Genomic DNA, 11,766 nt, shown 5'->3' on the forward strand with positions numbered 1-11,766 from the left:
GGCACCGCGAACGTAGGAACCCGCCGCCCCGCACCCCCGTCCGACACACCGGCGAATAACTCCTGCGGGGGAGAAAAACCCGGCATCGCGCACGCGCCATCGACGCGGATACCGACTGGCGGACATCAGCGGAATCCACCGCGCAGCAAGGAGAACTACAGCTCGCCGCACTGCCCCCGGACTGCCCCGCGCACCTCGTTGGCCAGGCCCTCGTCGACCGGCGCGGGCTCGTTGCGCCAGCAGCGCAACGCCCCTCCGATGGAGGAGCCCGCGACGACCGGACCGGCGTTGCCGGTCAACGTCACCGAACCCGTCACCTCGACACCGTCGACCCGCACCGGCCCCACCGCACCGCGCACCCGGACCGGCCCGCCGATCGATCCTCCCGAAAGCCACACCGCACCGGGCGATTCGGCGCGCACCGCCCCGTCGACCGTCGAGTTCACCGCGATCAACGACGCCCCTGCGGCGACCCGCACCGAGCCGCGGACCCGCGCGTCCACGAGACACGTCACGCCCTCGGAGACCACGACGTCCGCCTGCTCCCCGGTCACCGTCGTCGCGCAGTCCGCGACCGGGACCGTGATCGCCACCGGCCCCGCGTCCTGGTTCACCTCGGCGTGCGGACCGGCGGCGAGCCGGCGCTGGTAGCTCAACCGCAACGGGACCACCCCGTCCGGCGAACCGAGCACCACGGCCCCGTCCGCGGCGGGTTCCACCGTCAGCCCGCTCGCCGGATCGACCTGGGGCTCCACCCGGTTCAGCGAGTTCCCCAACGGCATCGCCGTCCCGGACGCGGTGTCGACGCGCCAGCCGACCTCACCCCGGCCACCGCTGACGTCGACCAGCGGCCGATCCGCGATCAGCGAATACGGTGCGACCCCGGACGGAACCGGCCGATCCTGGGTCGTCCCGTCGATGCGCAGCGACGACCGGTCCGGGTCGAGGCGCAACCGCGACGTGTAGAGCCTGCGGTCGATCTCCGCGGAAGGCCGCCCGTGGTGGACGTAGTACAGCTCTGCCGCGTCCGGCAAGGAGATCACGCTGCCGTGCCCGGTGGAGTACATGCCCAGCTGTTCGTCCTGCGACAGCACCGGATTCGCCGGGCTCTTGCGCCACGGCCCGAGCGGATCGTCGGCCACCGCGTAGCCCACGCCGTAGAAGCTGTTGGCGAAGTTGTTCGCCGAATACGTCAGGAAGTAGCGCGGCTTGCCCTCCCGGGTCGTCGTCCGGACCACCGTGGAGCCCTCCGACCACCGCCGGTCCTTCTCCGCGCCGCCGGTCTCGGCGTAGTCGTCGACGTGCGCGTTCTCCCACTGCTGCGGGTCGGAGCCGTAGTCGATGATCGGGGTGAACCCGTCCTTGCGCACCCCCGGCGGATCGTCCGGCGCCCGGTTGGTGTCGCGGTAGCCCGGCGTGATCTGCGGCATCGTCGTGCCCGAAGGGTCGTTCCACCACTCCGAGGTCAGTTCCACGACCAGGACGTTGGACTCCTCGACGTACTTCCCGAGCTCGTGGTCCCACACCCAGTTCCGGTAGGCGTTGCGGGAGTAGTACAGGAAGATCCGCCCGTCGTCGAAGAACACGTTCGGGTCGATGAACGGGATGTAGGTGCCCAGCGGCGCCGTCCGGCCCTCCTCCAGGGTCGCCGGCGGCTTCTTCTGCTCGGCGTCCATGATGAGGTTCACGTCGTGGTAATCGGGATCGTAGGGGTGGTAGTCGATCGGCCCCGGCGTGATGTTGTGGAAGGGTCCGGCGGGCGAGTCGGACACCGCGACGCCCACCTTGCTGGGTTCCTCGAAGTCGGCGTAGCCGAAGTGCTCGGCGACGCCGTCGCGCAACCGCGCCGAGTAGAACAGGAAGTACCGGCCCGTGGCGGGGTTGTGGTAGACCTCCGGCGCCCAGAACCAGTCCCGGCCCCACTGGTCGCCGTCGCTCATGTCCAGCGCGCCACCGGGAAGTCGTTGCCACGTCACCAGATCCGGCGACCGGTAGATCGCGAATTCGTGACCGGGGTCGGCGCCGTCGGTCGAGTAGGCGAAGTAGTCGCCGCTGCTCGGATCCCGCAGCACGAACGGGTCGGCCGCGGGCAGCGCCGCGTCGTTGTAGTAGGTCGCGTCACTGGCGGGCCGCGGTGCGGCGGCGGAGCCGGATGCCGTGGCGGCCAGCAGGATCGGCAGCGCGAACAGGATTCCCCGCACTCGGGACCACCGGATCGCCACTCGGTCCTCCTCGACACGCACCGAACTCGCACGAACACCCGCCGTGAACGATTCCGTCGGCCAACGTAGGTTGTCAATACTTTGATCAAGAGCCGACACGCCGACGCGACCTGGCTCCCGCTCCTGCCCTGAAAGCTGGCAAAGTGCAGGTATGCCGTCCGTTCCGTCGTTCCCCCGCCACAGCGCGCGCACCCAGGGCTTCACCCTCGGCGTGCCGCGGACCTTCACCATCACCCCCGATGGCAAGACAGTGCTGTTCCTGCGCTCCGCCAGCGGAACGGACCGCAGCAACGCCCTCTGGCGCTGGGACGTCACGACCGGCACCGAGGCGCTGGTCGCCGATCCGGCCACGCTGCTCATCGACGACGAGGTCTCCGACGAGGAGCAGGCCCGTCGCGAACGGTCCCGGGAACGCGCCACCGGCATCACCGGCTACGCCACCGACAGCACCGGGACCCAAGTGGCGTTCACCCTGTCCGGCAGGCTGTTCCACGCCGACCTGAGCACCGCGGCCGTCCGCGAACTGCCCGCTCAGCAGCCCGTCGCCGATCCGCGGCCGGACCCGCACGGCCGGTGGGTCGCCTACCTCTCCGGCGGGGCGCTGCGCCTGATCGGCACCGACGGCAGCGGTGACCGGGCCTTGGCCGAACCCGAGACCGACACCATCAGCTGGGGAGCCGCCGAGTTCATCGCGGCCGAGGAGATGGCCCGCTACCGCGGCTACTGGTGGTCCCCGGAAGGCACCGCGGTGCTCGCGGCCCGCGTGGACGAAGAACCCGTGCAGCACTGGTACCTCGCCGACCCGGCAGACCCCGCGAAACCACCCCGAACCCTGCGCTACCCCGCGGCGGGCACCGCAAACGCCGAGGTCCGCCTCGCCGTGCTCGGCGTGGACACCGCGCCCGTCGACGTCGAATGGGACCGCGAAGCCCACCCGTACCTGGTCACCGCGCACTGGTCCCGCGGCGGGCCACCGCTGATCGCGGTGCAGAGCCGGGACCAGCGAGTCCAGCTGGTGCTGGCGGTCGACCCCGCCACCGGACGCACTCGCGAAGTGCACCGCGACACCGACGAGCACTGGATCGAGATCAAGCCCGGCTGGCCGGCCTGGCACCCCGGCGGCGAGCTCGTCCGCATCGGCGTCGACGGCGACAGCTACCGCCTGTTCGTCGGCGACGTGCCGTGGACTCCGGAGTCGCTGCAAGTGCGGTCGATCATCGACATCGGCGACGACGTCCTGATCTCCGCCTCCGCCGAGGACCCCGCCGAGATCCACCTGTACCGCTGCACCGCCGACGGCGCCGAGCGCGTCAGCACCGAACCCGGCGTGCACAGCGCAGTCCGCACCGGGACGACCACCCTGCTCGCCCACGCCGGTCTGGAGTCCCAGCACTCCCGCTTCCGCGTGGCCGACGGCGAACGCACCCTCGGCGAGATCCGCTCCCACCCGGAGACCCCGTCGATCACGCCCAACGTGGAGCTGCTGCGGCTCGGTGATCGCGAGCTCCGGACCGCGCTGCTGCTGCCGCAGGGCCACACCGCCGCCGACGGGCCGCTGCCGGTGCTGCTCGATCCCTACGGCGGGCCGCAGGCGCAGCGCGTGCTCGCCCGGCGGCAGGGTTATCTGACCTCCCAGTGGTTCGCCGACCAGGGTTACGCGGTGGTCGTCGTCGACGGCCGCGGCATGACCGGCCGCGGTCCCTCCTGGGATCGCGCGATCAGCGGCGACCTGGCGGAACCGCCGCTGCAGGACCAGGTCGACGCGCTGCACGCGCTGGCCGAGCAGCGCCCCGAGATCGACCTGAATCGGGTCGCGATCCGCGGCTGGTCCTTCGGCGGCTACCTGGCCGCGCTCGCGGTGCTGCGCCGTCCCGACGTGTTCCACGCCGCCATCGCGGGCGCCCCCGTCACCGACTGGCGGCTCTACGACACCCACTACACCGAGCGCTACCTCGGCGACCCCGCGCGGAACCCGCGCGACTACGCCGCGAGTTCGCTCGCCGACGACGCGGAGAACCTGCGCCGACCGCTGCTGCTGCTGCACGGCACCGTCGACGACAACGTCTTCCCCGCGCATTCGCTGCGCCTGTCGGCGGCGCTGCAGGCGGCGGCACGCCCGCACACCATGCTGTCGCTGCCCGGCGTGAGTCACATGCCCACCGACGAGACCACGTCGGAGAACCTGCTGCTGCTCCAGATCGAATTCCTGCGCGCGGCACTGGGCGGCTCCGACCGCACCTCTTCGGCCTGACCGGAACGACCACGCGGGGGCGGCCCGCCGAGCCGCCCCCGCCCGGAACCCGCACGATCCGACCGCACCGCGTCGTCGTTCTACCAGAGCGCGACGACCGGCGGGTTCTCGTGCGAGGAGGGTGTTTCTGCGCGCGGCGGACGATCCCGCGACGCGGCGAGCACGAGCCGCCTGCCTTTGATCTTGCCTTTTCAGGCGAACAGCGGGCCGTCTCCGTGTCTGCTCAGCGACGGGCCAGAGCAAGCCGACAGGGCTCTCCGCGGATTCCTCGCGAGGACAGCGATTTCGTGGTGCAGGGCTTGCCACCTGAGAAATCGCAGCCATACCAAGAAAAAGAGCAGTGAGGTTCCACCACAGCGGGGACCAGACTAGGACCGGGTCAGCGGAAGTTCCGCCCTGAGCTCGAAACCCTCGTCGGACGGCGCCGCGTCCAACGTGCCGCCCAGCATCCGCACCCGCTCCGACAACCCCGCCAGCCCCGAACCGCCACGGCCCACGTCCGGCGCGTTGCCCACCGACACGGCGCGAGCGCTCAGCATCGGAGCACCGTTGCGCACCACGACCCGCAGCAGGTCGTCGTCCCCGGTCAGCTCCACCAGGACCTCCGCACCGGGCGCGTGCTTCGAGACGTTCGTCAGCGCCTCCTGCACCACCCGGTACACGGCCCTGCTCACCCCGGACGACAGCTGCACCGCCTGCGAGCACTCATCGCTGAGCGTCACCCGGACGCCCGACCGCTGGGCCCGCGCCACCAGCTCCGGAATGGCCCGCGCGCTCGTCGAATCCCGCTCTTCGGCCGCCAGGCCCAACGTCGAACGCATCTCGCCCAGCGCTTCCTTCGCCAAACCCCGCACCCGGATCGCCGATTCCCGGACGTCGGGCTCCGCGCTCGTCGCCGCCAACGCCGCCGCCTCCACCGCGATCAGCGTGACGTGATGGCCCACCGCATCGTGGATCTCACGGGCGATCCGGGCCCGCTCCTCGGCACGAGCGGTGTCGGCCTTCGCGGACAGCTCCGCATCGGTCGCGGCCTGCAGACGGCGCATGCTGGTCGTCAACTGCGCCCGCGTCGCGATCAACGTGCCGATCACCGTCGGACTCCCCGCCGCGATCAGCACCACCGTCACCGTCAGGGCCACGTCCGACGGCGGCAACGACTGCCAGATCAGCACCGGCGCCAACGCGCTCGCCGCGGCCAGCGACACCCAGCCGACCAGCCACCACGTGTGCGCCCGAGCGCGCCCCAACCGGAACAACGCCACGAACGCGGCCGCCCAGCCGAGACCGCCCGCCAAACCCGGAAGGCACAGCACAAGCGCCACCCGCGGCGACCAATGCCGCAAGACCAGACCGGCGGACGCGATCAACCCCGTCACCAAGGCCCACGTCGACCCGTTCTGCGCCAGCAACACCGCCACCGCGGGAAGCAGCACCGCGAGCACGTCCAACAGCACCCGCCGCGGACGTGACTCGGCGAGCCCGCTCAACGCCGCTCGCCCTCACCCGTCCCCGCGACGCGCTGCGCGATCAACGCGGCCTGCACGCGGTTCTCGGCCCCCAGCTTGCTCAACACCGTTGAGACATAACTTTTCACCGTGGCCTCGGTCAACCCCAGCTGCTCACCGATGTGCGCGTTGGAACGCCCGGCCCCGAGCAGCTCCAGCACCTGGCGTTCCCGCGCCGACAAGCTCCGCACCAACCGGACCTCGTGCGCCGAGTCGCCCAGCGAGCGGAACCGCGGCAACAACCGCACCGCGATCCGCGGATCCAGCACCGCGCCGCCGGCGGCCAGGTCCTGCACCGCGCGGACCAACGCCTCCGGTTCCGCGTCCTTCAGCAAAAAACCGTGCGCCCCCAGGCGCAACGCCTCCGCGACGTAGTCGTCCAAGTCGAAGGTCGTGAGCACCGCGCACACCGGAGGACGCGGCAGCCCGCGCAACTCCCGTAACGCGGCCAGCCCGTCCTTGCCCGGCATCTGCACGTCGATCAACGCCACGTCCGGTTGGTGCGTCCGCACCACCGACAGCAGCTCATCGCCGGTGCCCGCCTCCGCGACCACCCGGATCAGGCCGTCATGCTCCAGCAGGACCCGCAGGCCCCGCCGCAACATCACCTCGTCATCGGCCAACACCAGCCGGATCGGCCGCGCCGCGGAACCCTCCGCGGCGGAATCAGCACGCACCCTGGGTCACCTCCCCTGTGCAAAGGGCCGACCGAAGGTTATCGGCAAGGCATTCTTGGTCTGCGTGCAGTACCCGGACACTAGTCCGATCAGCGGCGTGCTTTGCGCCCGTCCTTGCGTTCCCGAACCCGAACCGAGATCCGAACCGGGCTGCCGGTGAACCCGAACTCCTCGCGGAACTTGCGCTCCACGAACCGCCGGTACCCGGCCTCCAGGAACCCGGTGGTGAACAGCACCAGTGTCGGCGGGCGGGGATGCGCCTGCGTCGCGAACAGGATCTTCGGCTGCTTGCCGCCGCGCACCGGCGGCGGGCTCGCCGCGACCAGGTCCGAGAGCCAGGAGTTGAGCCGGCCGGTCGGCACCCGCGTGTCCCAGGACTCCAGCGCGGTGCGCAGCACCGGCGCCAGCTTCGCCACCGAACGCCCCGTCTCCGCGGAGACGTTCACCCGCTCCGCCCACCGGGCCCGCACCATCTCGCGGTCCAGCTCGTTGTCCAGCCGCCGCCTGCGGTCGTCGTCGACCAGGTCCCACTTGTTGCACAGCAGCACCAGCGCACGCCCCGCCTCGATGACCATGCTGATCACCCGCAGGTCCTGCTCGGTCAACGGCTCGGAGGCGTCGATCAGCACGACCGCCACCTCCGCCGCCTCGATCGCGGCCTTCGTCCGCAGCGACGCGTAGTACTCGGTGCCGCTCGCGGTCCGGACCCGCTTGCGCAGCCCCGCCGTGTCGACGAACCGCCACACCTCGCCGTCGAGCTCGACCAGCGAGTCGACCGGGTCGACCGTGGTCCCCGCGACGTCGTGCACCACCGAACGCTGCTCGCCGGTCAGCCTGTTGAGCAGGCTCGACTTGCCCACGTTCGGCTTGCCCACCAGCGCGACCCGGCGCGGCCCGCCGGTGACGCCGAACTGCTCGTGCGGCACGTCCGGGAAGACGTCCAGGATCGCGTCCAGCAGGTCACCGGAACCACGTCCGTGCAGACCGCTGATCGGCCGCGGCTCCCCCAGCCCGAGCGACCACAGGGCCGCCGCGTCGGCGTGGGTGCGCTCGTCGTCGACCTTGTTCGCCGCCAGCAGCACCGGACGCTTCGAACGGCGCAGCACCCGGGCCACGGCCTCTTCCGTCGCGGTCGCGCCGACCTGGGCGTCCACCACGAGCAGCACCGCGTCCGCCGTGGACATCGCCATTTCCGCCTGCTGGGCCACGGCCGCCTGCAGGCCCTTCGCGCTCGGCTCCCAGCCGCCCGTGTCGACCACCGTGAAACGCCTGCCGTTCCACAACGCGTCGTAGGACACGCGGTCCCGCGTCACGCCAGGCTGGTCCTGCACGACCGCCTCGCGGCGCCCCAGCAACCTGTTCACCAGCGTCGACTTGCCCACGTTCGGCCTGCCCACGACTGCCAGCACCGGCTGCGGCCCGCCGTCAGCGGCGTCCTCGGCGCCCTCGACCCCGTCGAACTCGGACCATTCGGCCTCGTCCGACCACGTACCGTCCAGGCCGCCGTCGAGCGGCGCACCCACATCTTCCGGGCGGCCCACCGACTCTTCGGTCACGCTCGTTTCCCTCTCGCATCGTCGCTTTCGGAGGTCTCGGCGATCAGCCCGTCCAATTCGGCGATCAGCCCGACCAGTTCATTGCGGACCTGCTCGGTCGCTGCCGTCAACCCGGCGCGCCCCTTGGCCACCGGCAACGTCACCGGCTCGCCGAACAGCACATCCACCCTGGGCAACAGCCTACGGCCCTGCCCAGCCGGACGGTGCGTGCCCCGGCAGGCCACCGGCAGCAGCCGCGCACCGGAAGTCCTCGCCAACCACGCGGCACCGTGCTGCGCGTTGGACACCTCACCATCACCGCGAGTTCCCTCCGGGAACACGCCCACCAACCCGTCCGCCCGCAACACCCGCACCGCCGCCAGCAGCGGAGTGCGGTCCGGTTCCCCGCGGCGAACCGGGATCTGCCCGATCCGGCGCAGGAACCAGCCGAGCGGCCCTCGGAACAACTCGTGCTTCACCAGGAACACCACGTTGCGCGGCAAGATTCCGAACAGCAGCGGTGCTTCCAGCAGCGAACTGTGGTTGGCCACCAGCACCAGCGGCCCGGTGCGCGGAACCCGATCGAGGTGGTGCACCCGCAGCCGGTACGGCAACCGCACGAAGGTCTTGCCGATCCAGCGCCCCACCCGGTGCAGCCGCCACGACGCGCCTTCCGGCAGATCCCCGGCGCTCATCGCCTCGACTCCACCCCGGCGAACAGTCCCCTGGCGTCCACCAGCGTCCGCAGCTGCTCCAGCACGCCCGCCACGTCCAGCTCGGTAGTGTCGAGCTCGACGGCGTCGTCGGCCATCCGCAGCGGCGACACCGCGCGACCGGAGTCGAACGCGTCCCGCCGCTGCACGTCGGCATGCGTGCTCTCCAGATCGGAGACCCGGCCTGCCGCGGAGTCCTGATCGCTGCGGCGGCGCGCCCGCGCCTGCGACGAAGCGGTCAAGTACACCTTCAACTCGGCCTCGCGCGCGACGACCGTGCCGATGTCGCGGCCCTCGACCACCACACCACCAGGTTCGCCCAGCGCCTCCCGGATGAGCCTGCGCTGCTCGTCGACCAGCAGCTCGCGCACGCGCGCGACCGCCGAAACCGCCGAGACCGCACCGGTCACCGCGGCGCCGCGGATCTCCTGCCCGATGTCCTCGCCGGCGAGGGTCACCGTCGGCAGCAGCGGGTTCGTGCCCATCACCGGCAGCGCCGAGGCGGCCACCTCGGCTACCGCTGCCTCATCGGCGACCGACACCTCCGCGCGCAGCACGGCGAGCGTGACCGCCCGGTACATCGCGCCCGTGTCGAGGTACGACGCAGACAGCGCCGCGGCCAGCTTCCGGGCCACCGTCGACTTCCCAGTGCCCGAGGGGCCGTCGAGGGCCACCACCCCACGAAGCTCGGCGTGTGCCACGTCGAGTCTCCTCCTTAGTCACCACCGGCCGAGGAAACGCCGGACCAACCACTCATTGTGCCTGCTCCACCGATGGGTTCCCCACTTGCGTCCACGATCGACGGCACACCGCTCACGGCGCGCGCCCACCGCGCCCCGTCCGAGTCCGGTTCTCACCGGTTCGTCCCAGGCGCTGCTCACGCGCACGCGTTCTTGTATTAGGCTCGAACACGTGGACGTCACAGTGACCCCGCTTCCGGGACTCGGGACCCAACAGGACTTCGTCACTCGTTCCGGGCACAGGATCGGTGTGATCACGTATCGCGACGGACGCTTCGAGCTGATCGTCTCCGGCCACGACGACCCGGACAAGGTCGCCGCCTCGGCCGGGTTGACCGCCGAGGAGACCAACACCCTCGCCAACCTGCTCGGCGCCCCTCAACTGGTGGCGCGCTTGAGCGAGCAGCAGCGCGAGGTCGCCGGGATCAACACCTGGCAGCTCCCGGTCAACCAGGGCTCGCCGTACGACGGACGGGCCCTCGGTGACACCGAGATGCGCACCCGCACCTCGGCGTCGATCGTCGCCGTCGTCCGCGAGGGGACCGTGCACCCGTCGCCGCGCCCGGACTTCGAGTTCAGCGCCGGCGACCTGGTGGTCGTAGTCGGCACCGCCGACGGACTCCGCGCCGCCGGCGAAATCCTCGAACGGGGCTAGGCGCAGAGCCGAGCCCCGCAGAGGACAAGGTCGTCCGCACCCGCCCAAGAGCACCGCGCTCTTGGGCGGAAACCCCGTGCGCTCAAGCAGCGGGACAACTGAATAGGTACTCGGACAGGGGCGAGAGGAAACACGGTGCACGACACGGCGATCTCCCTCATCGAACTGGGAGCGGTGTTCTTCGGTCTCGGGGTATTAGGCCGCCTCGCCTGGAAAATCGGCATCTCGCCGATCCCGCTTTACCTCATAGGTGGAATCGCTTTCGGCACCGGCGGACTGATACCGCTGCACGGGATCGAACCGTTCACGCATCTAGCCTCCGAAATAGGCGTGGTGCTGCTCTTGCTCCTACTCGGGCTGGAGTACTCGGCTGGCGAACTCGTCACGGGGCTCCGGCGTTCCTGGCTTGCCGGTCTGGTCGATCTGGTGCTGAACTCGGCCCCCGGCGCGATCGTCGCCCTGCTGCTGGGCTGGGGTCCGATCGGCGCGCTGACCATGGCGGGCGTCACCTACATCTCTTCTTCCGGCATCATCGCGAAAGTCCTCGGCGACCTCGGCCGGCTCGGTAACCGCGAAACGCCGGTCGTGCTGTCGATCCTGGTTTTCGAGGACTTGGCGATGGCGCTCTACCTCCCGATCCTCACGGCGGTCCTGGGCGGGGTGAGCCTGCTCGGCGGGCTGACCGCCGTCGGCGTCTCGCTGATCGTGATCTCGATCGTGCTCGTCGTCGCTTTGAAGTTCGGCCGCTACGTCTCCGCGCTGATCGACAGCCCCGATCCGGAGGTGTTCCTGCTGCGGCTGCTGGGTTCGGCCCTGCTGGTCGCGGGCATCGCCTCGGAGTTGCAGGTCTCGGCCGCGGTCGGTTCGTTCCTGCTCGGCATCGCGATCTCCGGTTCCACCGCGCAGAACGCGACCCGGATGCTGGAGCCGCTGCGCGACCTGTTCGCCGCGGTGTTCTTCGTGGTCTTCGGGCTCAACACCGATCCGTCGCAGATCCCGCCGGTGCTCGGGTTCGCCCTGCTGCTGGCCGTGGTCACCGCGATCACGAAGATCGGTACCGGCTGGTTCGCCGCCCGTTCCCAGGGCATCGGCAAGATGGGCCGCGCCCGGGCCGGCGCGGCGCTCGTCGCCCGCGGTGAGTTCTCGATCGTCATCGCCGGGCTCGCCGTCGGTTCCGGCGCCGTCTCCGGCGAACTCGCCGCCCTGGCCACCGCGTACGTCCTGCTCATGGCCATCCTGGGTCCGGTCGCGGCTCGCGTCGTCGAGCCCGTCGCCCGGCTGCTCGTCTCGCGGAAGCCGCAGACCCAGTCCTGAGCCGCACCGCACCCCTGGGCACGAGGTCGGGCCGGGGACGCCGGACGATCCGCTGATCGAACGTCCGCGTCCCCGGCCCGACCTCATTGCGGGTTTTCACCGTTCAACTCGAACTGCGCCGAACCCAGGAAAAATTTCACTCGACACTGAACAA

General features: G+C 70.8%; 9 protein-coding genes. 3 read left to right on the plus strand and 6 right to left on the minus strand.

Translation table 11 applies throughout. The features are described from left to right. Positions 1–155 precede the first annotated feature (155 nt). The gene (locus BJ969_RS18795; protein ID WP_343071481.1) at positions 156–2,222 is read right to left on the minus strand and encodes a glycoside hydrolase family 43 protein; all 2,067 of its coding nucleotides are present in this window, start codon (positions 2,220–2,222) and stop codon (positions 156–158) included. 151 nt (positions 2,223–2,373) lie between these two features. Between BJ969_RS18795 and BJ969_RS18800 the strand changes: the two genes are divergently transcribed. Beyond that, complete coding sequence (locus tag BJ969_RS18800; RefSeq protein WP_184480514.1) at positions 2,374–4,473, plus strand: S9 family peptidase; 2,100 nt, start codon at positions 2,374–2,376, stop codon at positions 4,471–4,473. 368 nt (positions 4,474–4,841) lie between these two features. Here BJ969_RS18800 and BJ969_RS18805 read toward each other — a convergent pair whose 3' ends face one another. From BJ969_RS18805 to cmk, 5 genes are all read right to left on the minus strand, one after another. Then, a complete protein-coding gene (locus BJ969_RS18805; RefSeq protein ID WP_184480516.1) occupies positions 4,842–5,960 on the minus strand; it encodes a sensor histidine kinase in 1,119 nt (372 codons plus the stop codon). Then, positions 5,957–6,655, minus strand: coding sequence for a response regulator (locus BJ969_RS18810; RefSeq protein WP_184480518.1), 699 nt, complete (start codon positions 6,653–6,655; stop codon positions 5,957–5,959). The genes BJ969_RS18805 and BJ969_RS18810 overlap by 4 nt, the downstream gene beginning before the upstream one ends. 89 nt (positions 6,656–6,744) lie before the next feature. Next, the gene (der, locus tag BJ969_RS18815; protein ID WP_343071482.1) at positions 6,745–8,211 is read right to left on the minus strand and encodes a ribosome biogenesis GTPase Der; all 1,467 of its coding nucleotides are present in this window, start codon (positions 8,209–8,211) and stop codon (positions 6,745–6,747) included. Further along, positions 8,208–8,885 carry a lysophospholipid acyltransferase family protein gene (locus BJ969_RS18820; protein WP_184480520.1) on the minus strand — a complete coding sequence of 226 codons (678 nt, stop codon included), beginning with the start codon at positions 8,883–8,885 and terminating at the stop codon, positions 8,208–8,210. Before BJ969_RS18820 ends, der begins: the two co-directional genes overlap by 4 nt. Then, positions 8,882–9,604, minus strand: a complete 723-nt coding sequence (gene cmk, locus BJ969_RS18825; protein WP_184480522.1) for a (d)CMP kinase — start codon at positions 9,602–9,604, stop codon at positions 8,882–8,884. The genes BJ969_RS18820 and cmk overlap by 4 nt, the downstream gene beginning before the upstream one ends. 211 nt (positions 9,605–9,815) lie before the next feature. On the opposite strand from cmk, the gene BJ969_RS18830 reads away from it, so the two are divergent. Beyond that, complete coding sequence (locus BJ969_RS18830) at positions 9,816–10,298, plus strand: cation:proton antiporter regulatory subunit (protein WP_184480524.1); 483 nt, start codon at positions 9,816–9,818, stop codon at positions 10,296–10,298. 135 nt (positions 10,299–10,433) lie between these two features. After that, positions 10,434–11,612: a cation:proton antiporter domain-containing protein gene (locus BJ969_RS18835; protein ID WP_184480526.1), complete on the plus strand. Its 1,179-nt coding sequence runs from the start codon at positions 10,434–10,436 to the stop codon at positions 11,610–11,612. Positions 11,613–11,766 lie beyond the last annotated feature (154 nt).

Origin of the sequence: Saccharopolyspora gloriosae, from assembly GCF_014203325.1 — a bacterium.
Taxonomy (GTDB): Bacteria; Actinomycetota; Actinomycetes; order Mycobacteriales; family Pseudonocardiaceae; genus Saccharopolyspora_C; species Saccharopolyspora_C gloriosae.

Bases quoted from the DNA above. Each gene is read 5' to 3' on its own strand.
- BJ969_RS18800 (WP_184480514.1), top strand. From the start codon at position 2,374: ATGCCGTCCGTTCCGTCGTTCCCCCGCCACAGCGCGCGCACCCAGGGC.
- BJ969_RS18820 (WP_184480520.1), bottom strand. From the start codon at position 8,885: ATGAGCGCCGGGGATCTGCCGGAAGGCGCGTCGTGGCGGCTGCACCGG.